The following is a 21,757-nucleotide window of genomic DNA, read 5'->3' as shown; positions in this document are numbered from 1 at the left end:
TGTCCACGAGCGGAGGCGCCGGACGGCGGCGGTCCGCTCCGCCAGGCCCTCCGGCCGCACCGCGCGGCGCAGCCGGAGGGCCTCCGCATGCCGTCGGCACGGGCCCGACCCCGGGAAGGTCGCGAGCTGCGGGCGGCCGGGCCGTGGGGAGACCGCGAGCCGGGGAGACCGAAGGCCGGGAGGGCCGCGGGCCGGGGAGGCGAACCGGTGAGACGTCGGCCCGGAAAACGGGCCGCGGAAAGCCGGGCCCATTCGAGGGCTTGTCCATGACAATGGTTTGCCGCGCGAGTGCGCGATGATGGAAGCGGCCCCGGTTGCGGACGCCGGGTGGTGTGACCCGCGACACGAAGGCCATGCGTAACACTTGACGAGTAGCAGCGATGTGTCCTGAGCGGAAGCAGCTCCGGAATACTCCAACATGTCAGAATGCTGTGTTGGTCCGCGGCGCTGCTGCCGTCCTGCAAACCCAGTCCTCAAGCCCGAGTCGGTCGGAATCGACACCGCGCGCCCGGCGCGCGATCTCCTTCCCCGCCCGCTCGGGCGGCCGGTACGGGTTCGAGTCCACTCATCGTCCGAGAGGTTGTTCGTGTCGGCCAGCACATCCCGTTCGCTTCCCCCCGAGATCGCGGAGTCCGCAGCTCTGCTGGCGCTCATCGAGCGGGGCAAGGCCCAGGGGCAGATCGCCGGTGACGACGTGCGCCAGGCGTTCGAGGCGGACCAGATCCCGGTCACCAAGTGGAAGAACGTCATGCGCAGCCTCAACCAGGTGCTGATTGAGGAGGGGGTGGACCTCATGGTCAGCGCGGCCGAACCGGCCGGCGCCAAGCGCAAGAGCGTTGCTGCCAAGAGCCCCACCAAGCGCACCGCCACGAAGGCTGTCACCACCCGGACCCCGGCCGCCCCGTCGGCCCCGACCAAGCCGCCCGTGCGGATCGCCCCCGGCGCTCCCGTCGCGGCTCCGGCCGTCGCCGCCGCCGCGGCCCCGGCTCCCACCGTCTCCGCCGACATCACCGTCGAGGAGACGACCGGCCTCGTCACCGAGGTGAAGGCGGCCCCCGCGAAGAAGGCCGCCCCGGCCAAGAAGGCCGCGGCCAAGAAGACCGCCGCGCCGGCCAAGAAGACCGCCGCCAAGAAGACCGCCGCCGGCAAGGCCGCCAAGGGCGACGAGGAGCTGCTCGGCGAGGAGGAGCTGCTCGAGGACGTCGCGCTGCCCGGTGACAAGGCCGAGGCCGAGGGCACCGGTCCGGAGGAGGAGTCGGAGGGCTTCGTCCTCTCCGACGACGACGAGGACGACGCGCCGGCCCAGCAGGTCGCCGTCGCCGGCGCCACCGCCGACCCGGTCAAGGACTACCTGAAGCAGATCGGCAAGGTCCCGCTGCTCAACGCCGAGCAGGAGGTCGAGCTCGCCAAGCGCATCGAGGCCGGTCTGTTCGCCGAGGACAAGCTCTCGGCCGCCGACAAGCTCGCCCCGAAGCTCAAGCGCGAGCTGGAGATCATCGCCGAGGACGGCCGCCGCGCCAAGAACCACCTGCTGGAGGCCAACCTCCGCCTGGTGGTCTCGCTGGCCAAGCGCTACACCGGTCGCGGCATGCTCTTCCTGGACCTGATCCAGGAGGGCAACCTCGGTCTGATCCGTGCGGTCGAGAAGTTCGACTACACCAAGGGCTACAAGTTCTCGACCTACGCCACCTGGTGGATCCGCCAGGCGATCACCCGCGCCATGGCCGACCAGGCCCGCACCATCCGCATCCCGGTGCACATGGTCGAGGTCATCAACAAGCTGGCCCGCGTCCAGCGCCAGATGCTCCAGGACCTGGGCCGCGAGCCCACCCCGGAGGAGCTGGCCAAGGAACTCGACATGACCCCCGAGAAGGTCATCGAGGTCCAGAAGTACGGCCGTGAGCCGATCTCGCTGCACACCCCGCTGGGCGAGGACGGCGACAGCGAGTTCGGTGACCTGATCGAGGACTCCGAGGCGGTCGTCCCGGCCGACGCGGTCTCCTTCACCCTGCTCCAGGAGCAGCTGCACTCGGTGCTGGACACCCTGTCCGAGCGCGAGGCGGGCGTGGTCTCGATGCGCTTCGGCCTGACCGACGGCCAGCCGAAGACGCTGGACGAGATCGGCAAGGTCTACGGGGTCACCCGTGAGCGCATCCGCCAGATCGAGTCGAAGACCATGTCGAAGCTGCGCCACCCGTCGCGCTCCCAGGTGCTGCGCGACTACCTGGACTGATCGACGGCAGTCGTTCCACGCGAAGGCCCGGAGCCGCACGGCTCCGGGCCTTCGCGGCTGTCCGGGCGCGGCCCGTCGGTCTCCCGGCCTGTCCCGGTTCCGGACGTGCCGGTGTGCGGCCCGTCAGCGTCCGGGTGGTGGTTGTCCCTCGTCCGGGTGGCGGCGCGGCGGGAAGCGGTCGCACCGTGTAGCCGGTCACCTACGCTGTGTCGGTTGCCTGCTACCGAGCCCCTGGAGTCACGGTGCCGACCGAGCCGGACCGCACTGACCTGCCGACGACCACCCCGTTCCCGGCGGGCCCCGCCGACCCGACCGATCCGGCCGAGGTCCGGGCGGGCCGTCGCCGCAGGGCCGCCGTGCTGGCGCTGCTCGCCGCCGTGCCCGTCCCGCTGGTCGCCCTCGGCACTGCGGCACCGGCCGAGGCGCAGCGCCGGGTGGTCGGCGGCACCGCGGCGAGCACCGCGGACCACCCGTGGATCGTGGCGCTGTCCAGCCGCCAGCAGTTCGGCAGCGGCCGGTCCGGCCAGTTCTGCGGGGGTGCGCTGGTCACCCCGACCAAGGTGGTCACGGCCGCGCACTGCTTCTACGACGAGTCCAAGGGCCGGGTGGATCGGCCGGGACTCAAGGTGATCGTCGGCCGGGACGACATGCGCGGGACGGTCGGTCGGGAGGTGGCGGTGCGGTCGGTCTGGATCCACCCCGACTACTCCTTCGCCGCCAACATGAACGACGTCGCGGTGCTCACCCTCGCGGAGTCCCAGGGCGCCCGCCCGGTGGTCGAGGTGGTCGGCCAGGGCGAGACCGCGCCGTACGCGGCCGGGACGACGGCGCAGGTGTACGGCTGGGGGGACACCACCGGGCGGGGCGACTACTCGCCCACCCTGCGCGGGGTGGCCGTGCCGATCGTGCCGGACCACGCCTGCGCGCAGGCCTATCCGGGCGGGCAGGACGGGAAGTTCGACGCCCGGGGCATGGTCTGCGCGGGCGAGGAGCGGGGCGGCAAGGACGCCTGCCAGGGCGACAGCGGCGGCCCAATGGTCGTCGACGGCCGGCTGGTCGGCCTGGTGTCCTGGGGGACGGGCTGCGCCGAGGCGGGCCACCCGGGCGTCTACACCAGGGTGTCGTCGGTCGCGGACGCGGTGCGCTCGGTCCTGTGAACGCCCGCCCACGCGCTGTGCCCGGGATCGCCCGGATCGCGGTGGGTGAGCGGCTGGTCACGTGCTGCGGCCGGGTCCTGACGGAGCGTCGGCCGTGAGGGCCCGGGCCCTCACGGGGGCGGGGAGCACGTGCCGGGTACAGCAGAGCCGGGCGGCCGGCCCCCGAGGGGGTCAGCCGCCCGGCCCACCGGTCGCGCGCGGTGCGCGACCGGACACAGCTCGACGCCGGCTGCTGGTTTTGGCGCCCGGTATCAGCGCTCTTCGTCCGCGGCCGTGGCCGCGTCCGTCGTGGTGAGACGGCCGCTCTCGTCCTGTATCTCCACGGCGATCTTCTTGAGCTCGGGCTCGAACTTCCGGCCGTGGTGGGCGCAGAAGAGCAGCTCTCCGCCGCTGGCGAGTACGACGCGCAGGTAGGCCTGGGCGCCGCAGCGGTCGCAGCGGTCAGCCGCGGTGAGCGGGCTCGCAGGGGTCAGAACAGTAGTCACGTCGCCTCTTCTCTAGCTCGACGAGCTGTCGTACCAGGGTCAACATCCAACCAGGCCGAAAACGTTCCCGCTCGTGGCTTTTCTTCTCTGAGGATTCTGCTGTGTTGATGAGGACGTGCCCCGGGCGCCGGTGGTTCATGCGTGCCGAATCCCGGGATCCGCCCCTCGCTCGAACGCCCGATCGGGATCGGGTACGAGGTCCGCGTAGCATAATCCTCTGCCGGGTTGGAGCATAAGCCCCGTCCCGGGCCCCGGTAGCCTGCATAACGGCAGTTCCGGAGCCTGCGCCGGCCCCACGATCCGCCAGGACCGGTGGTACCGGGAGGAGATGGCGCCCCCGGGGTCCGCACCCGGGTGCGGTGCTTGTTCGCGCAGCGCGTACAAGCTGCGCGGGGCCGACCCGTCGTGCTGCGCACCCGGAGCAGGGGGTCGGGCACGCAGGGCGACGGATGTCGGTGCCGCGTGCTGCACTGGCGTTTGGTCCGGATGCGTCCGGATGTGACCGATGAGACAGAACTTCACCGAGGAGAGTGCCGCGTGAGTGCCGAAACGACCGTGCCGTCCGCGCTGCTGGCCGGCGACGACGGTTCCAACTACACCGCGCGGCACCTGCTCGTCCTGGAGGGGCTGGAGGCGGTCCGCAAGCGCCCCGGCATGTACATCGGCTCGACCGACAGCCGCGGTCTGATGCACTGCCTCTGGGAGATCATCGACAACTCCGTCGACGAGGCGCTGGGCGGCTACTGCGACCGCATCGACGTCGTGCTGCACCCCGACTCCTCGGTCGAGGTCCGGGACAACGGGCGCGGCATCCCGGTCGACGTCGAGCCCAAGACCGGGCTGTCCGGCGTCGAGGTCGTGATGACCAAGCTGCACGCCGGCGGCAAGTTCGGCGGCGGCTCCTACGCGGCCTCCGGCGGTCTGCACGGCGTCGGCGCCTCGGTGGTCAACGCGCTCTCCGCCCGCCTCGACGTCGAGGTCGACCGCGGCGGGCACACCCACGCGATCAGCTTCCGCCGCGGCACCCCCGGCATCTTCACCGAGACCAGCCCGGACGCGCCCTTCGAGCCCGGCAACGGCCTGACCAAGGCCCGCAAGGTGCCGAAGACCCGCACCGGCACCCGGATCCGCTACTGGGCCGACCGGCAGATCTTCCTCAAGGACGCCCGGCTCTCCCTGGAGACGCTGCACAGCCGCGCCCGGCAGACCGCCTTCCTGGTCCCCGGCCTGACCATCGTGGTGCGTGACGAGCGGCTCACCGAGAGCGAGCAGATCGAGGAGTCGGTCTTCCGCTACGACGGCGGCATCGCCGAGTTCTGCGAGTTCCTGGCCCCCGACAAGCCGGTCTGCGACGTGCTGCGGCTGCGCGGCGAGGGCACCTTCAAGGAGACCGTGCCGGTCCTGGACGACCTCGGCCACATGACCCCCACCGAGGTCACCCGCCACCTCGGGGTGGACATCGCGCTGCGCTGGGGCGCCGGCTACGACACCACGCTGCGCTCCTTCGTCAACATCATCGCCACCCCCAAGGGCGGCACCCACGTCACCGGCTTCGAGCGCTCGCTGGCCAAGACGGTCAACGAGGCGCTGCGCGCGGCCAAGCTGCTGCGCGTCGCCGAGGACGACATCACCAAGGACGACGCCACCGAGGGGCTCACCGCCGTGGTCACCGTCCGGCTCGCCGAGCCGCAGTTCGAGGGCCAGACCAAGGAGGTGCTCGGCACCTCGGCGGCCAACCGGATCGTCGCCGCCGTCGTCGCCAAGGAGCTCAAGGCCTTCCTCACCTCGGCCAAGAAGGACGAGAAGCTCCAGGCCCGGGCCGTGCTGGAGAAGGTCGTCGCGGCGGCCCGCACCCGGGTCGCCGCCCGGCAGCACAAGGAGGCCCAGCGCCGGAAGACGGCGCTGGAGACCAGCTCGCTGCCGGCCAAGCTGGCCGACTGCCGCAGCGACGACGTCGACCGCAGCGAACTGTTCATCGTCGAGGGGGACTCCGCGCTCGGCACCGCCAAGCTCGCCCGCAACTCCGAGTTCCAGGCGCTGCTGCCGATCCGCGGCAAGATCCTGAACGTGCAGAAGGCCTCGGTGAGCGACATGCTCAAGAACGCCGAGTGCGCCGCGATCATCCAGGTGATAGGGGCCGGCTCCGGCCGCACCTTCGACATCGACCAGGCCCGCTACGGCCGGGTCATCTTCATGGCCGACGCCGACGTCGACGGCTCGCACATCCGCACCCTGCTGCTGACCCTCTTCCACCGCTACATGCGGCCGATGGTCGAGCAGGGCCGGGTCTTCGCCGCCGTGCCGCCGCTGCACCGGATCGAGCTCACCAACCCCAAGCGCGGCCAGGAGAAGTACCACTACACCTACTCCGACGCCGAACTGCGCTCCACGCTGCTGGAGTTCCAGCGCAAGAACCTGCGCTGGAAGGAGCCGGTGCAGCGCTACAAGGGGCTGGGCGAGATGGACGCCGACCAGCTGGCCGAGACCACCATGGACCCGCGCCACCGCACGCTGCGCCGGATCAACCTGGGCGACCTGGAGCAGGCCGAGAAGATCTTCGACCTGCTGATGGGCAACGACGTCGCCCCGCGCAAGGAGTTCATCGTGGACTCCGCGGCCACCCTGGACCGCTCCCGCATCGACGCCTGACGCGCACTCCGTCCGCGCGGGGCCTCCACCCACGGGTGGAGGCCCCGCGCGTCCGCGTTCCACCCGGGGTCCACCCCGGCTCCGATCAGCGGGAACCGGCGCGTCCGTAGCGTCGGAGAGGTCAGTGACCAGCCCTCTCCCCGGACGGAGAAGTCCGATGACCGCCCTCGCCAACCTGCTCGTGATCGCCGTCGTGGCGGTCCTGGTGGTCCGGCGCCAGATGCGCGCCCAGCGCCTGGACACCGACCGCCGCTTCTGGGTGCTGCCGCTCGTCCTGGGCGCGCTCGCGCTGCGGGACCCGCAGATCGTCGACCACCGGCACGCCGCGCTGTCGGCGGTCCTGCTGGCCGCCGGGCTGGTCGCGGTGCTCGGGACGGGAACGGCCTGGGGCTGGACGGTCCGGCTCTGGAGGGCCGAGGACGGCTCGGTCATGGCCAAGGGCACCAGGGCCACGGTGGCCGCCTGGATCGGGATGATCGTGGTCCGGACCGGCCTGTACGGGATCGGCGCCGCGTCGCACGTCCACCAGTCCGGCAGCTCCCTGATGCTCGGCATGGCGGTCCTGCTGCTGGTCCGCTCGTTCGTGGTCAACTGGAGGGCCCGGGCGCTGGAGCCCGCACCGCCCGTCGCCGCCGTGCACTGAACCGCGTGGATCCGCGGCCGTACGGATCCCGATCCGAGCCCCCGACCCGAGCCCCTGGCCCGAACCGCTGGCCCGCGGCCCCGGTCCGCACCCCTCGACCGCTGACCCGACCCACCGCCGTGAACACCGAGGAGGCACCCGTGGCCGGGTGGTACTGGACCCGCTGGCCCTCCCGCGAGGGGATGGACCGCGAGGCCGAGAGCCGGCCGCGGCGGGTGCTCACCGTGCTCGGCCGGGGCGTGCTGCTGGTCACCGTCGTCTGGGGGACCTTCGCCGACGGCGGGTTCGCCGGCTGGGCGGCGGTGGCCGCGGCGGCTGGACTGGCCACCGCCGTCGGGCTCTGCGCGGCCTTCCTGCGGGCCACCCGGGAGCAGCGCCCGCTGCCCGCGTACCTGCTGGCCGGCGCGGTGCTCGGCGCCGCCTGGCTGGCCGACAGCGGCCGGGCGACCCTGCTCGCCGACGTGCTCTGGTACGGCCTGGCGGTGATGTCCCTGGTCCGGATGCCGCCCGTGCCGGGCCTGGTCACGTCGGCGGCCTCGCTGGCCTCGTACGCGGCGGTCACCACGGCGAGCTGGCTCAGCGTCGCGGCCACCGTCGGCGGGATCATCCTGCTCGGCTACCTGCTGCGGCTGGACGTCGAGGCCCGGGGCACCTCCCGCCGGCTGCTCGCCCAGGAGCGGGCCGCCCGGGCCGCCGAGGCGGAGAGCGCGGCGCTCGCCGAACGGGCCAGGATCGCCCGGGAGATCCACGACGTGCTCGCCCACAGCCTCTCCGCGCAGCTCGTCCACCTGGAGGCGGCCCGGCTGATGCTGGACGCCGGGACGGACCGCGAACAGATCCGCGAACGGGTCGTCGCCGCCCGGCGGATGGCGCAGGACGGGCTGGTCGAGACCCGGCAGGCGCTGTCCGCGCTGCGCGGGGAACTCACCCCGGTCGGGGAGTTCCTGGTCGAGCTGACCGGCCGGGAACGGGCCGCCCTCGTCGTGACCGGCACGCCCCGGCCGCTCGCCGCCGAGGCCTCCCTCGCGGTGCGGCGCACCGCGCAGGAGGCGGTGACCAACGTCCGCAAGCACGCGGCCGGCGCCCGCTGCTCCGTCGAACTGCGCTACCTGGACGGCGCGGTGGAGCTGGAGGTGCGCAACACCCGGCCGCCGCGCGGCTGGTCCGAGGGCGAGGGTGCGCCGGCGGAGCTGGCCGCCAGCGGCAGCGGGTACGGTCTGCTGGGAATGCGCGAACGCGCGGAACTGCTCGGCGGCTCGCTGGTGGCCGGCCCGGAGGACGGAGGGTGGCGCGTGCTGCTGCGGGTGCCGGAGTGAGTGGGAGCGGCGAGGCCGTCGTCGGAGGGCGCGCGTTCCGCGGAGCGACCGCCGGGCGCGGCGAGGTGGGCGCGTGAGCGATCCGGAGGTGACCAGGGTGCTGGTCGCGGACGACCAGACGGTGGTGCGCGAGGGAATCGTGATGCTGCTGGGGCTGCTGCCCGGCATCGAGGTGGTCGGGGCCGCGGGGGACGGGGAGGAGGCCGTCGCCCTGGTGGAGCGTCATCACCCGGACGTGGTGCTGATGGATCTGCGGATGCCGCGCTGCGACGGCGTCGAGGCGACCCGGCGGATCCGCGCGGCGCACCCGGGGACCGAGGTCGTGGTGCTGACCACCTACGCGGACGACGACTCGCTGTTCCCGGCGCTCCAGGCCGGGGCGCGCGGCTACCTCACCAAGGACGCTGGCGCCGAGGAGATCGCCCGGGCCGTCGCGGACGTCCGCTCGGGCGCGGCGGGGCTCTCCCCGCAGGTCCAACTCCGGTTGCTGGAGCGGCTTTCGGAGCAGCGCGGCGGCGCCGGACCGGGCGCCGAGCGGCCCGGGACCCGGCCGGAGGAGCTGCCCGACGGGCTGACCGCCCGGGAGGCCGAGGTGCTGGCGCTGATCGCCGAGGGGCTGTCCAACGCCGAGATCGCCCAACGGCTGTTCGTCAGCCAGGCCACCGTGAAGACCCACATCAACAATCTGTTCGCCAAGACCGCGGTACGGGACCGGGCGCAGGCGGTCGCGTACGCGTTCCGACACGGAATCACCAGGAAGCAGCAGTAGTCGGATGAGCGTCTGTCGGATGATCGATCACCTCATCGAGTGAACGTATCTGCGATGGTCAGGGGCGCTCTCCAAGGGCCGCCATCATGGTTCGGGTCAGAACATCCGGCCGTCCAGGAGCAGCAGTGCCACAGCAGCAGACGAGCAGTCCCGGCCCGGGACAGCAATTCGACTGGTGGGCCGCTCCGGCCGCCGGCATCCCCGTTGAGTCCGCCGAGCCATCGGCTGCGCACCTCCGAACGGCGGTACCGGCGCAGTCCGGCCCCGCCCGTACGGACCACGCCCGCACGGCCCAGTCGGCAGAGGCCGTCGCCGGGTCAGCGGCCGTGGGCGCGCCCGTCCACGGGGCCGCCGTCGAGCCGTTCGCCCAGACCACTCCCGCCGATCCCGAGGACCAGGCCCGCCCGGGCGAGCCGCTCGCCGAGGAGCCGGTCGCCGACCGCACCGAGGTGTACCGGGCGGTCCAGGCCAGCACCGCCTTCCGGGAGATCCGCCGCAGCTACCGGACGTTCGTCTTCCCGATCACCGGTGCCTTCCTCGCCTGGTACCTGCTGTTCGTCGCCGCCCAGGCCGGCGCCCCCGACCTGATGCGCAGGACGGTGGCCGGCCCGCTCAACGTGGCCTGGCTGCTGGGGCTGCTGCAGTTCGCCACGACCTTCCTGCTCACCTGGCTCTACGCCCGCAACTCCCGGACCAAGCGCGACCGCGCCGCCCTGGGCCTGCGCTGGGACACCCAGGACCAACTGCGATGACGACCGGAATGCTCACCGTGCCCACCGACGCGGCCAAGGCCGCCGTACAGACCGCGGTCCAGACCGTGTCGACCGCCACCCCGCCGCCCGTCGCCCCCACCGGCGACCACCACTCGCTCGCCATCGCGCTGTTCGCCGTGGTCGTCCTGGTCACCCTGGGCGTCACCCTCTGGGTCGGCCGCCAGGGCAACGCCGCCGAGGACTTCTTCGCCGGCGGCCGCGACTTCACGCCGCTGCAGAACGGCTTCGCGCTCTCCGGGGACTACCTCTCCGCCGCCTCCTTCCTGGGCGTCGCCGGGCTGATCGCGCTGTACGGCTACGACGGCGTGCTCTACAGCGTCGGCTTCCTGGTCGCCTGGCTGGTCGTGCTGATGCTGGTCGCCGAACTCGTCCGCAACGCCGGCCGGTACACCCTCGCCGACGTGCTCGCGCTGCGGCTGCGCCGCCGCAAGGTGCGCGCCGCGGCCGGCGGCGCCAGCGTCGTCGTCACCCTGCTCTACCTGGTGGCCCAGATGGTCGGCGCCGGCTCGCTGGTCGCCCTGCTGCTCGGCACCGGCAGCCCGCACGCCCGCACCTGGACCATCATCGCGGTCGGCGCCCTGATGATCGTCTACGTCACCATCGGCGGGATGCGGGCCACCACCTGGATCCAGATCATCAAGGCCTTCCTGCTGACCGGCGGTTCGGTGCTGCTCACCGTGCTGCTGGTGGTCCGCTTCCACGGGGACCTCGGCGAGCTGATGAGCCAGGCCGCCCAGCACAGCGGCGCCGGGCACCACTACCTGGAGCCCGGGCTCAAGTACGGCGGCAGCATCACCAACCGGCTGGACTTCGTCAGCCTCGGCCTGGGCCTGGTGCTCGGCACCGCCGGCCTCCCGCACATCCTGTCCCGCTTCTACACCGTGCCCACCGCGCGGGCCGCCCGCCGCTCCACGATGTGGGCGATCGGCCTGGTCGGCAGCTTCTACCTGATGGCCATCGTGCTCGGCCTCGGCGCCACCGCGCTGATCGGCTCGGCCGAGGTGCGGCACGCCAACTCGGCCGGCAACACCGCCGTCCCGCTGCTCGCCCTGTCGCTCGGTGGCGGCAACGGGAGCACCGGCGGGGTGGTGCTGTTCGCCCTGATCTCGGCGATCGCCTTCGCCACCATCCTCGCCGTGGTCGCCGGGCTGACCCTGGCCTCCTCGGCGGCCTTCGCCCACGACATCTGGGCCGGCGCCTGGCGCGCCCGGCCGGCGCGCGAGCAGGTGAAGGGCAGCCGCGGTCGGCGCCGTCGGGGCGAGACCGTCCCGGCCTCCCGGTCGGGGAAGGAGTCGACCTCCCAGGTCAGCGAGCAGCAGGAGGTGGTGGTCGCCCGGATCGCCGCCGCCGGGATCGGGGCGACGGCGATCGTGATCAGCCTGTTCGCCCAGCACCTGAACGTCGCCTTCCTGGTCGGCCTGGCCTTCGCCGTCGCCGCCTCCTCCAACCTGCCGGTGCTGCTGTTCAGCCTGTTCTGGTCGCGGTTCACCGCCCGGGGCGCGGTCTGGGCGGTGTACGGCGGGCTGGTCCCGGCGATCGTGCTGGTGTGCTTCTCGCCGGTGGTGTCCGGCTCCGCCGAGGCGCTCTTCCCCGGCCTCGACTTCCACTGGTTCCCGCTGGAGAACCCGGGCATCGTCTCCATCCCGCTCGGCTTCCTGGCCGGCTGGATCGGGACGGTCACCTCGTCCGAGCCCGCCGACCCGGACCGGTTCGCCGAGCTGGAGGTCCGTGCCCTCACCGGTGCGGGCGCGGCCTGAGCCGTCGCGCCCGGGGAACCCCGGCGGGCCTGGGGCCGCCGGGGTTCCCCCCTGTCCGGCCCCGGGCCGGCGGCGCGGCCGGGGCGGGGGGCGTCAGGCCCGGGCCGCCAGCCCGTAGCGGTGCTCAGGGCGGCCGGTGTCGCCGTACCGCAGGGTCAGCCGCAGCCGGCTGTCCCGCTCCAGCTGCTTGAGGTAGCGCTGCGCGGTGGAGCGGCTCAGCCCGGTGGCGTCGGCGACCTCCTGGGCGGACAGCGGCCGGCCGGCCCGGCGCAGTACGCCCATCACCAGGTCGGTGGTGGGCGCCGAGTGGCCCTTGGGGAGCGTCCCGGCCGGGGCGGCGGCGCTGCGCAGGGTCGCGAACAGCCGGTCCACCTCGTCCTGGCCGGCCTCCCGGGCCGGGGCGGCGAGCGCGTGCCGCAGCTGCGCGTACGCCACCAGCTTCTCCCGCAGTCCGGCGAAGGTGAACGGCTTGACCAGGTACTGGAGCGCGCCGTGCTGCATCGCGGCGTGCACCGTCGACACGTCCCGGGCAGCCGTCACCATCATCACGTCGCAGGACACCTGGCGTTCCCGCAGCCGGCGCACCAGGGCCAGGCCGGTCTCGTCGGGCAGGTGGTGGTCGAGCAGCAGCAGGTCCACCGGGCGGCGTTCCAGGGCGGCCAGCGCCTCCCCGGCCGAGTGGGCGGTGCCGGTGACCCGGAAGCCCGGGACCTTGGCCACGTAGGCGGCGTGCACGTCCGCGACCCGGAAGTCGTCGTCCACCACGAGTACGTCGATCATCACGCCTCCGCGAGCTGAGTGGTGAGCAGGGCCTCGGGCAGCTCGACGGTGAACCGGGCGCCGCCGAGCGGCCCGGTGTCGAGCACGATCCGGCCGCCGGTCCGCTCGACCAGCCGCCGCACCATCGCCAGCCCCAGCCCGCGCGGACGGTGCGCGGGCGCGTCCTTGCTGGTCCACCCCTCCTCGAAGACCTGCTCGCGCAGCGCCTCCGGCACCCCCGGGCCGCTGTCCGCGACCTGCAGCAGCAGGGTCGGGCCGGCCGCGGCCAGGCTCACCTCCACCCGGCCCCCGCCGCCCGCGGCCAGCGCGTCCACCGCGTTGTCGACCAGGTTGCCGAGCACTGTCACCAGCGCCCGGGCGTCCACCACGGTGTCCGGCAGGTGCGCCGCCGGGGCCAGCGTCAGCCGCACCCCGCGCTCGGCCGCCACCGAGGTCTTGCCCGCCAGCAGCGCCGCCACGTGCGGGTCCCGCACCTGCTCGGCGATCCGCGCGGCGACCACGGCGTGCGAGCCGGACTGCTCCGAGATGAACGCCACCGCCTGCTCGTGACGGCCCAGCTCCAGCAGGCCCAGCAGGGTGTGCATCCGGTTGGCGTGCTCGTGGTCCTGGGCGCGCAGCGCCTCGGTCAGGCTGCGGGTGGTGTCCAGCTCGCGGACCAGCGACTCCAGCTCGGTGCGGTCGCGCAGGGTCACCACCGCGCCGCCCTCGGGCGTGGCCGTCCGGTTCACCACCAGCACCCGGTCGTCCCGTACGGCCGGCAGGTCGGCGCCGGCGATCCGCCCGGCGAGGACGTCCGCCAGCCGGCCCGGTGGCAGCACCGCGCCGATCGGGCGGCCGGTGCAGTCCTCCGGCAGGCCGAGCAGCCGGACGGCCTCGTCGTTGGCCAGCCGGACCCGGCCGCGCTCGTCCAGTGCCACCATGCCCTCGCGGATGCCGTGCAGCATCGCCTCCCGCTCCACCAGCAGGGCGGAGATGTCGGCCAGCGCGATGTTGTGGGTGCGGCGCTTGAGGCGGCGGGCCAGCAGGAGGGTGGCGAGCGTCCCGGCGGCCAGGCCGGCGCCCGCGCACAGCAGGATGCCGGTGAGCATCTTCAGCAGCCGGCGGCGGATCGAGTCGTCGCTGATGCCGACCGAGACCTCGCCGACGATCCGGCCGTCCGCCGTCCGCAGCGGCACCTTGCCGCGGGCGGTGCGGCCCAGGGTGCCCTGCTGGATGGCGGTGACGCTGCGGCCGCTGAGGGCGGGCTCCGGGTCGGTGCTGACCCGCTGGCCGATCCGGCCCGGGTCGGTGTGCGAGAGCCGGATGCCGTCCAGGTCGGTGACCACCACGAAGCTGGCGCCGGTGGCCAACCGGATCTGCTCGGCGTTGCGCTGCGCGGCCACCACGTCGCGGCCGGCGGCGGCCCGGGCGATGCTCTCGTCGGTGGCGGTGGCCTGGGCGATCGACAGCGCCCGCTGCATCGCGTCGTGGTCCAGCTCGCTGCTGACCGGGGCCAGGAACAGTCCGGCGGTCACGGCGGTGACACCGACGGTCACGACGGTCTGGCTCAGCAGCAGCTGGGCGAAGACCCGACGGGGTCCGCGGGGGAGCTTCATCCGGGCCTCCTCTCGGCGGCTTCGGGCGGTTCTGCGCAGATGGGCGGGCTGGGACGGGGCGGGACTCAGCGGGACGGGGCCGGTCGGGGAGGGCCGACGGGGGACGGGCCGGTGGGTGGGGGACCGGCGGGACGGGGTCGGGACACCCTACGTTTCGGGCGTGTTTCTGTCAGCCGCGTCCCCGCAGTTGTAGCGCAAGCAAAACGAGCAGAACACCCCTCTATGCGGAGAAGTCGCACTACGCGGAGAAGGCTCCCGCCGGGGCCGGGCCCGCTCCTACCTTTCCGGGGCAAGCACAGACCCGGGAGGATCGAATGAGCACAACCCCGGCGATCGAGCTGACCGGCGCGACCAAACGGTTCCGCACCCCCTCCGGGGCGCTGCACACCGCCGTCCGCGACCTCGATCTGACCGTCGCCCAGGGCGAGTTCGTCGCCGTCGTCGGCCCCACCGGCTGCGGCAAGTCCACCACGCTGACCCTGGTCAGCGGCCTGGAGGAGCCCACCGAGGGCGAGGTCCTGGTGTACGGCGAGCCCGTGCGCGGGATCGACCCCAAGGTCGGGTTCGTCTTCCAGCAGGACGCCGTCTTCCCCTGGCGCACCGTCCTGTCCAACGTGATGGCCGGCCCGCGCTTCCGCGGCGTGCCCGCCGCCGAGGCCCGGGAGCGGGCCCGGGACTGGCTCGGCCGGGTCGGCCTGGCCGCCTTCGAGGACCGCTACCCGCACCAGCTGTCCGGCGGCATGCGCAAGCGCGTCGCGCTCGCCCAGACCTTCGTCAACGACCCGGCGATCCTGCTGATGGACGAACCGTTCTCGGCGCTGGACGTGCAGACCAGGGCGCTGATGTCGGACCAGCTGCTGGAGCTGTGGGCCGGTACGGGCTCCTCGGTCGTCTTCGTCACCCACGACCTGGACGAGGCCATCGCGCTCGCCGACCGGGTCGTCGTCATGACGGCCGGACCGGCCACCGTCAAGGAGGTCTTCACCGTCGACCTGCCGCGCCCGCGCACCGTGGAGGCCGTCCGCCTGGAGCCGAGGTTCGTCGAGCTGTACCGCGAGATCTGGGCCTCGCTCGGCGAAGAGGTGCGCATCACCCGGGAGAGAGGAGCGGGTCGTGCCGCTTGAGACCGCGTCCGAGTCCGTACCCGAGTCCGCGCCCGCGTCCGGGCCGGCCGCCGGCGGGAAGCCCCCGGCCGCCACGACGAGGACCGAGGCCCGCGAACGGGCCGCCCGCAACCGGAGGCTGGGCGTCTACGCGGCCCGGGTCGCGGTGCTGCTGGCCTTCCTCGGGCTGTGGGAGGTGTGCGCCCGCACCGACGTCATAGACCCGTTCAACTTCTCCCAGCCGTCGAGGATCTGGGACCAGATCTGGCAGTGGACCACCCACGGAACCGCGCAGGGATCGCTCGGCGAGCAGATCGGCTACACCCTCTACGAGGCCCTCACCGGCTGGGTGATCGGCGTCATCGGCGGCGTGCTGCTGGGCATCGCGCTCGGCCGGATCCGCTTCCTGGCCGACGTGTTCGGGCCGTACATCAAGGTGCTCAACGCCATCCCGAGGATCGTGCTCGCGCCGATCTTCCTGATCTGGTTCGGCCTGGGCCCGGCCTCCAAGGTCGCCTCCGCGGTGGTGCTGGTGTTCTTCCCGGTGTTCTTCAACGCCTTCCAGGGCGCCCGCGAGGTGGACCGCAACCTCGTCGCCAACGCCCGCATCCTGGGCGCCGACAACCGCCGGGTCACCCTCCAGGTGGTCATCCCCGCGGCCACCACCTGGATCTTCACCAGCCTGCACGTCAGCTTCGGCTTCGCGCTGATCGGCGCCATCGTCGGCGAGTACATCGGCGCCACCAAGGGCCTCGGCCTGCTCGTCGCGGCCGCCCAGGGCACCTTCAACGCGGCCGGCGTGTACGCGGCCATGACCATCCTCGCCGTCGTCGCGCTGCTCACCGAGGGGCTGCTGACCTTCGCCGAGAAGAAGCTGTTCCGCTGGAAGCCCGCCGACGCGGGCGACGGGCGCTGAACTCCCGCCGACGCGGGCGACGGGCGCCGAACCTCCGCCGCCACGGGCGACGGCCGCCGAACCCCCGCCGCGGCCGGAGCCGCTGACTCCCCTGCCAGTACCCCGAGAGAGGCCCCCACCCATGCGCCCCGTTCCGACCGGCAGAGCGGCTGCTGCCGCCCTCGCCGCCGCCCTGCTCCTCCCGCTCTCCGCCTGCGCCAACGACGCCGCGACCGCCGGCCACGGCGCGGTCGCCGCCCCCGCCGGCCAGCAGGTCGACGGGCCCAAGGTCAAGATCATGGTCGGCGGCCTGGACAAGGTCATCTACCTGCCCGCGATGCTCACCCAGCGGCTCGGCCACTTCGCCGAGGCCGGCGTCAACGTCGAGCTGATGACCGAGCCGGCCGGCGTCAACGCCACCACCGCGCTGCTCGCCGGGGACGTCCAGGGCGCCGTCGGCTTCTACGACCACACCATCGACCTCCAGGCCAAGGGCAAGAAGGTCGAGTCCGTGGTGCAGTTCGCCCAGGCGCCCGGCGAGGTCGAGGTGGTCTCCACCCGGCAGGCCGACGCCATCAGGTCCGGCGCCGACTTCAAGGGGAGGAAGCTGGGCGTCACCAGCATCGGCTCCTCCACCGACTTCCTCACCAAGTACCTCGCGGTCAAGAACGGCACCGCCGTCAGCGAGTTCAGCCCGATCGCGGTCGGCGCCGGCCAGACCTTCATCGCCGCGCTCCAGCAGGGCAGCATCGACGCCGGAATGACCACCGACCCGACCGTCGCCAACATCCTGGACAAGGGCCTCGGCAAGGTGCTGTACGACATGCGCACCCCCGAGGGCTCGCGCGAGGCGCTCGGCGGGCTGTACCCGTCCTCGTCGCTGTACATGAACACCGACTGGGTGGAGAAGAACAAGGACACCACCCAGAAGCTCGCCAACGCCTTCGTGAAGACCCTCAAGTGGATGTCCACCCACAGCCCCGAGGAGATCGCCGCGAAGATGCCCGCCGACTACGCGCAGGGCGGCGCCGAGCAGTACGCGGCGGCGATCAAGGCGACGCTGCCGATGTTCACCACGGACGGCGTGATGCCGGCCGACGGCCCGAAGACGGTGCTCTCGGTGCTCGCCGCGTTCCACCCGGACGTCAAGGGCAAGGAGGGGTCGATCGACCTGGCGAAGACGTACACCACGGAGTTCGTCGCCAGGGCCGGCGGCTGAGCCCGGACGGCAGCGGCCCCACAGGTGGCGGTCCCGCGCTCACCCCCACGGGCGCGGGGCCGCTCTCACGCGCCCCGGACCGACAGCACGTCCATCCGCGAAGGCGTCCCCGCCGCCTTGCCGCAGCTCTCCGGACGCGCCGGCTCGCTGACCGCCTCGACCACGTCCACCTCCCAGGACCGGCCGTCCCGGTGCAGCACCGTCACCAGCCAGCGGCCCTCGCCGTCCGGCCGCTGGGTGAGCGTCAGCACGTCTGCCCGGGTCTCGCCGGTGGCCAGCCGCACCGCGTGCTCGGCCGCCTGGCCCGGACGCTCCCAGCCCGAGCAGCCGCGCGACCACTCCGGCACCACGTGCCCGGCCGCCGTCGCCGCCAGCACCTCCTTGGCGCCCTCCGGCGTCAGCCGCCCGTACGCGTAGCCGAACGGCAGCACCAGCATCGTGGGGGAGAAGCGGTGCCCGCCCAGATGGGTGACCTCCCACACCTCGCTGTGCCCGGCCGCCGCCAGCTCCGCCGCGAGCGGACGGCCCAGCAGCGCGCAGCAGCGGTCCCGCCGCCCGTTGGTGCACACCAGCGCCACCGGGCCGCCGACGTGGTCCGCCCCGAAACCGGTGTGGTCGCCGGCGCCCAGCGCCGCGAAGTCCAGCCCCAGCAGCTCCGCCGGATCCGCCACCTGCGCCCGGCGCACCCAGCCGCGGCCCGGCACCGTGTGCGCGACGAACACCTCGTGGCGTGCGGTCGGCAGGCAGTCGGCGTGCCGACCCGGCCGCCGGATCAGTGCCACCCGTACGCCCGTCCCGGCCGCGGCCGCCTCCAGCGCCCGCCCGACCGCCGCGTCCAGATGGCTCTCGCCCAGCGCCTTCGCGCCCCACGGCCCGGCCTGCTCCACCAGCAGCCAGGTGGTCGCCACCGCCGCGGTCGCGGCCAGCGGCTCCGAAAGTTCACGCGACACGGTCGCACAGGTGCTCACGTCGGCAAGGCTACCCTCACCTGATCATCCTCACGCGGTCACCCGAACGCGGCCTTCACCCGCTCCGCCACGTCCTCGTCCACCGTGTCGTACAGCGGTTCGGAGAGGGTGGGCAGGTCGGCGAACTCCAGGTGGATGCTGCGGACGACGTCCGCGAACAGCTCCGAGTAGAGCTCCCAGTCCTCGGCGCACGGGGTGCTCAGCTCCAGCATGAGCAGCTGGGACTCGTTCGGCAGCGGCAGGTGCACCTGGACCACCGAAGTGGTCAACACCCCGTCGACCAGCGGGACCGCCACGGCGTCCAGCGGTGTCGCCCCGTCGTCGACCCTGGTCGCCACGGCATCGATCACCGCCGCCGCGCGCCCGGCCGGCAGCTCTATCGCCGTCACCTCCGCCTCCGGACGGGCCCGGGCGAGGCGGGTGAGCAGGAAGTCCACGGCGTTCGGGTAGTCGGTGCCGACCAGGGGGCACACCGAGGCCGTGATGGTGGCCGTGCTCGGACGGCCGTCCACGTCCACCAGGCACATCCCGGCGTGGATCACCCCGGCCTCGGCCATCGACGGGATCAGCTCGGCCAGCGCCACGGCCCAGCGCACCCGCAGCTCGTCGGGATGGGAGGCCAGCACCTCGCAGACCAGCTCCCAGAGCTCCTCGGCCACCTGGTCGTCGGTGCCCAACACCGGGATCTCGTGGAAGGCGGGCGGGACGACGAAGCGGATCTGGAGCCGGGTGGCTGTGTGGTCCATCGGGGTTCCGGGCATCGGGCCTTCCACGGAGGTCATGAGGGCTTGCGGATCCGGTTGCGGACGTCCAGCCAGGCCGGTGGGACGGGGACCGGGACGCCGTACGCGCGGGCCTCGACGAGCAGGTCGAGGTAGGCGTTGCTGTGGTCGCGCAGCCCGGAGCGGCGCCACGTCCAGAGTTCCTTCAGGGCGGGGACAGCGGTGATCACGCCGATGGCGATCAGCCCCATGCCGAGGGACGTGAGCTGTCGGCGGTGCTCGGCACCGGCGGGGTCCATGCCCAGGGGGGCGATGATCATGCCGGCGACCACCGTGAGGATGAAGATCCTTCCCCATGTGCTGATCCACCGGCGGGATCGCTTCACAGCGGTGAGCAGTCCCCGGACGGCCTGTTCGTCCAGGAAGTCGAGGCCGTGCGGAGCGCCGATCTCCCGGGCCCGGCCGGCCAGCGCCGGGTGCTGCGCGAGCGCGGCGACCGGCAGCACCGGGAACTTCGGGTCGATCACGGCCTCAGCCGGCCACCAGGAGCCGGGCTGTGCGGCGACAGCGGGCAGGGCAGCGGCGGAGGGGTTGGCAGCCGGGGACGCCTGCGGCTGGGGCAGTGGATCGGCCGCAGGGCCTTCCTCCCACGAGGCCCGATCGGCATCGGCTCCCCACTCGGAGGGAAGCTGGAACGTCATTCCCGCGCGCCTGGCCCGGTTCAGCAGACCGATGTACGCGGTGAAGTGCACCGAGGCGGTGTCCTTCTCCGACGCGCGGTGCGCGCCCCACGCCCAGAGCGCGATTCCCGCCGGAACTCCCAGGATCACTGCTGCCCAGTTGCCAGTGACCGAGGTGGCGACGATCGCCATGATGATGAGCAGCCACGCCGGCTCGGCGTAGGAGCCCACCCGGTTCCGCAGCCTCAGGTGCTTGGTGACCACCGCGCGTGCCTCATGGTCATCCAACAGGTTGATCCCGTAGAGGGTTTCGGCCCGACGCGCGGCCTCGACCACCTCGGGTACTGCGGCGATCCGCCCGCCTTCGACGGGGAGCGTCGCATGGAGGTACTCGGCCATGGGTCTCTCCTCTCAGCCGACGGCGTTCAGGAACGGTGCGGACGGCAGGCGATAGGCGGGCTTGGGTGCTCCGGGGGCGACGACGTGTGACTCCCTCTCCTTCCGTTCCCGGTCCTTCTCGTAGTTCTGGTAGAGGCTGTGGGAGAGCCCGGTCGCCTTGTTCGAGATCGTGATCGTGCGGGGATCCGCCTCGACGCCCGCCTTCTTGAGCCCGCCGACGATGGCCTTGGTCGACAGCGGGTTGCGGGTCATCTCGTACAGGGATGCGCCGGCGCCACGGGTCCGCGCGGCGACGCCGGATCCCTTCGCGAGCTGCATCGACTCCCTGAGGCCGCCGATCTGGGCCTTGACCTTGTTGACGACGCCCGGGACCTTGGCCGCCCTGGCCGCCTTCCCGGCGGTGGCGAAGCCCTTGACGGCGCCGAAGCCGGGGATCACCCCGAGCCCGTCCAGCCCGATCTTCAGCCAGGAGACGTCCTGGCCGCGGGACTTGGCGATGCCGTGCCCGGACATCGCGGCCGCGCTGGTCAGCACGGCCGCGGCACCCAGGATCGGGCCCGCGACGGGGATCGCCAGCGCCGCGATCGCCAGCCCGGCGGAGATCTGGGAAAGGAGGTCCGCGTGGTCGGCCAGGAAGTCCAGCGACTTCTGCCAGGCGTGCTCCACCTTGTCCAGCATCCGCTTGAGCAGGTTCGGGTCCGGCGGATGGTGCCGGGACGCCTCCATGATCGCCCTGGCGGCCGCCTCGGCCTTGAGCTTGTGGTCCTTCAACTGCGTCTCGGCGCTCGCGATCAGCTCGTCGAGCTGGTGCACGAGCTGCTGCTGGGCCTGGAGCTTGGCCTCGAAGTCGGCCTTGGCCTTCGCCTGGGCCGCCGCGTCGGTGGTCTGCGCGGAGGCGTCCAGGGCCTTCCCCGCGGCACTGCACTGGACGTTCATGTCACCCAGCCGGGAGCGCAGTTCGACGGCCTGGCCCTCCAGGGTCTTCCCGGAGGCGAGCAGGGCGGTGAGCTGGGTGTGCCAGGTCTTGAGGGCCCGCGAGCAGGCGGCCATCGATTCGTGGCCCTGGGTGAGGTACTTGGGCAGTTCGCCGAGCCTGCCGGCGAAGTTGCGGGCCGCCTCGCCCTGCCAGGCGCTGCCGTCGGAGCCGAGGTCCGCGAGCGCGTGCCGCAGTTCCTCCAGTTCGCGGGCTACCGCGTCGACGTCCGTGTACATCTTGGCGATGGCCGGTAAGTCCCCCGGGGCCGGGCAGAATCCGAGGCCGGGCCAGTTCTTGTCACTCATGGTGGAAAGTCAGTCCCCTGCTGGCTGGTCGGCTCAGGTCGCGCCGAGGCCCTTGGCGGTGCCCTGCTCGTTGTCCCCGTAGTTCTTGAGCGAGGCGTCCAGGCCCTCGCGCAGGCCCTGGGCGAGCTTGGCCATCCGGCCGATGCCGCCGTGCCAGTGGTCCTCGAATCCCCTGCACGCCGAGTCGAGCCGCTCGGTGCCCAACTGCTTGCCCTTACCGAGGTTCTCCAGGCTCTTGGCGACCGTCCCCATGCGGGTGCCGCATTCGCCGAGTTGTTTGGACACCGTTCTCATCCTGCCCATGTCGATCTTGAATTCCTCGGCCAACTCCCC

19 protein-coding genes are annotated in these 21,757 nt (G+C 72.8%); 11 read left to right on the top strand and 8 right to left on the bottom strand.

What is annotated here, in order from left to right; all coding sequences use genetic code 11:
• Window positions 1–580 precede the first annotated feature (580 nt).
• Both ACIQI7_RS31290 and ACIQI7_RS31285 read left to right on the top strand, forming a co-directional pair.
• On the top strand, window positions 581–2,233 hold the full coding sequence (locus ACIQI7_RS31290) for an RNA polymerase sigma factor (RefSeq protein ID WP_401116616.1): 1,653 nt from the start codon (window positions 581–583) through the stop codon (window positions 2,231–2,233).
• Between the two features lie 356 nt (window positions 2,234–2,589).
• Entirely contained in the window at window positions 2,590–3,390 is an 801-nt protein-coding gene (locus ACIQI7_RS31285) for a S1 family peptidase (protein WP_401116824.1), read from the top strand.
• A 251-nt stretch (window positions 3,391–3,641) separates the two neighbouring features.
• Here the strand turns inward: ACIQI7_RS31285 and ACIQI7_RS31280 are convergent, their stop codons facing one another.
• On the bottom strand, window positions 3,642–3,875 hold the full coding sequence (locus ACIQI7_RS31280; protein WP_387759535.1) for a hypothetical protein: 234 nt from the start codon (window positions 3,873–3,875) through the stop codon (window positions 3,642–3,644).
• Window positions 3,876–4,412: 537 nt separating this feature from the next.
• Between ACIQI7_RS31280 and ACIQI7_RS31275 the strand changes: the two genes are divergently transcribed.
• The 6 genes from ACIQI7_RS31275 to ACIQI7_RS31250 all read left to right on the top strand — a co-directional run bounded on the left by ACIQI7_RS31275 (window position 4,413) and on the right by ACIQI7_RS31250 (window position 11,782).
• Window positions 4,413–6,524 (top strand): type IIA DNA topoisomerase subunit B, encoded by a 2,112-nt coding sequence (locus ACIQI7_RS31275; RefSeq protein WP_387759537.1) that lies wholly within the window; start codon window positions 4,413–4,415, stop codon window positions 6,522–6,524.
• A 157-nt stretch (window positions 6,525–6,681) separates the two neighbouring features.
• On the top strand, window positions 6,682–7,167 hold the full coding sequence (locus ACIQI7_RS31270) for a DUF1453 domain-containing protein (protein WP_401116612.1): 486 nt from the start codon (window positions 6,682–6,684) through the stop codon (window positions 7,165–7,167).
• 182 nt (window positions 7,168–7,349) lie between these two features.
• A complete protein-coding gene (locus tag ACIQI7_RS31265) occupies window positions 7,350–8,483 on the top strand; it encodes a sensor histidine kinase (protein ID WP_401116822.1) in 1,134 nt (377 codons plus the stop codon).
• A 142-nt stretch (window positions 8,484–8,625) separates the two neighbouring features.
• Window positions 8,626–9,252 carry a response regulator gene (locus ACIQI7_RS31260; protein ID WP_401116820.1) on the top strand — a complete coding sequence of 209 codons (627 nt, stop codon included), beginning with the start codon at window positions 8,626–8,628 and terminating at the stop codon, window positions 9,250–9,252.
• A 326-nt stretch (window positions 9,253–9,578) separates the two neighbouring features.
• Window positions 9,579–10,004 (top strand): DUF485 domain-containing protein, encoded by a 426-nt coding sequence (locus tag ACIQI7_RS31255; RefSeq protein ID WP_401116609.1) that lies wholly within the window; start codon window positions 9,579–9,581, stop codon window positions 10,002–10,004.
• Window positions 10,001–11,782, top strand: a complete 1,782-nt coding sequence (locus tag ACIQI7_RS31250) for a cation acetate symporter (RefSeq protein ID WP_401116606.1) — start codon at window positions 10,001–10,003, stop codon at window positions 11,780–11,782. Before ACIQI7_RS31255 ends, ACIQI7_RS31250 begins: the two co-directional genes overlap by 4 nt.
• A gap of 93 nt (window positions 11,783–11,875) precedes the next feature.
• Here the strand turns inward: ACIQI7_RS31250 and ACIQI7_RS31245 are convergent, their stop codons facing one another.
• Both ACIQI7_RS31245 and ACIQI7_RS31240 read right to left on the bottom strand, forming a co-directional pair.
• Window positions 11,876–12,562, bottom strand: a complete 687-nt coding sequence (locus tag ACIQI7_RS31245) for a response regulator (protein WP_401116603.1) — start codon at window positions 12,560–12,562, stop codon at window positions 11,876–11,878.
• Entirely contained in the window at window positions 12,562–14,157 is a 1,596-nt protein-coding gene (locus ACIQI7_RS31240) for an ATP-binding protein (RefSeq protein ID WP_401116600.1), read from the bottom strand. The genes ACIQI7_RS31245 and ACIQI7_RS31240 overlap by 1 nt, the downstream gene beginning before the upstream one ends.
• 314 nt (window positions 14,158–14,471) lie before the next feature.
• Between ACIQI7_RS31240 and ACIQI7_RS31235 the strand changes: the two genes are divergently transcribed.
• From ACIQI7_RS31235 to ACIQI7_RS31225, 3 genes are all read left to right on the top strand, one after another.
• Window positions 14,472–15,281: an ABC transporter ATP-binding protein gene (locus tag ACIQI7_RS31235; RefSeq protein ID WP_359817474.1), complete on the top strand. Its 810-nt coding sequence runs from the start codon at window positions 14,472–14,474 to the stop codon at window positions 15,279–15,281.
• Entirely contained in the window at window positions 15,271–16,176 is a 906-nt protein-coding gene (locus ACIQI7_RS31230) for an ABC transporter permease (protein ID WP_387759546.1), read from the top strand. The genes ACIQI7_RS31235 and ACIQI7_RS31230 overlap by 11 nt, the downstream gene beginning before the upstream one ends.
• 121 nt (window positions 16,177–16,297) lie before the next feature.
• A complete protein-coding gene (locus tag ACIQI7_RS31225; RefSeq protein ID WP_401116595.1) occupies window positions 16,298–17,374 on the top strand; it encodes an ABC transporter substrate-binding protein in 1,077 nt (358 codons plus the stop codon).
• Window positions 17,375–17,439: 65 nt separating this feature from the next.
• On the opposite strand, the gene ACIQI7_RS31220 is transcribed toward ACIQI7_RS31225, so the two are convergent.
• The 5 genes from ACIQI7_RS31220 to ACIQI7_RS31200 are packed head-to-tail and all read right to left on the bottom strand — an operon-like array spanning window position 17,440 to window position 21,751.
• Window positions 17,440–18,342 (bottom strand): sucrase ferredoxin, encoded by a 903-nt coding sequence (locus ACIQI7_RS31220; RefSeq protein WP_401116592.1) that lies wholly within the window; start codon window positions 18,340–18,342, stop codon window positions 17,440–17,442.
• Window positions 18,343–18,380: 38 nt separating this feature from the next.
• A complete protein-coding gene (locus tag ACIQI7_RS31215; protein ID WP_401116589.1) occupies window positions 18,381–19,088 on the bottom strand; it encodes a hypothetical protein in 708 nt (235 codons plus the stop codon).
• A 32-nt stretch (window positions 19,089–19,120) separates the two neighbouring features.
• Window positions 19,121–20,143, bottom strand: a complete 1,023-nt coding sequence (locus ACIQI7_RS31210; protein ID WP_401116586.1) for a hypothetical protein — start codon at window positions 20,141–20,143, stop codon at window positions 19,121–19,123.
• Window positions 20,144–20,155: 12 nt separating this feature from the next.
• Window positions 20,156–21,424: a hypothetical protein gene (locus tag ACIQI7_RS31205; RefSeq protein ID WP_401116583.1), complete on the bottom strand. Its 1,269-nt coding sequence runs from the start codon at window positions 21,422–21,424 to the stop codon at window positions 20,156–20,158.
• Window positions 21,425–21,457: 33 nt separating this feature from the next.
• On the bottom strand, window positions 21,458–21,751 hold the full coding sequence (locus ACIQI7_RS31200; protein WP_401116580.1) for a hypothetical protein: 294 nt from the start codon (window positions 21,749–21,751) through the stop codon (window positions 21,458–21,460).
• Between the last annotated feature and the right edge of the window lie 6 nt (window positions 21,752–21,757).

This window comes from Kitasatospora sp. NPDC092039 (assembly GCF_044756065.1).
GTDB lineage: Bacteria > Actinomycetota > Actinomycetes > Streptomycetales > Streptomycetaceae > Kitasatospora.
Note: the sequence above shows the minus strand (reverse complement) of the source record. Positions and strands in the feature narration are given on the sequence as shown.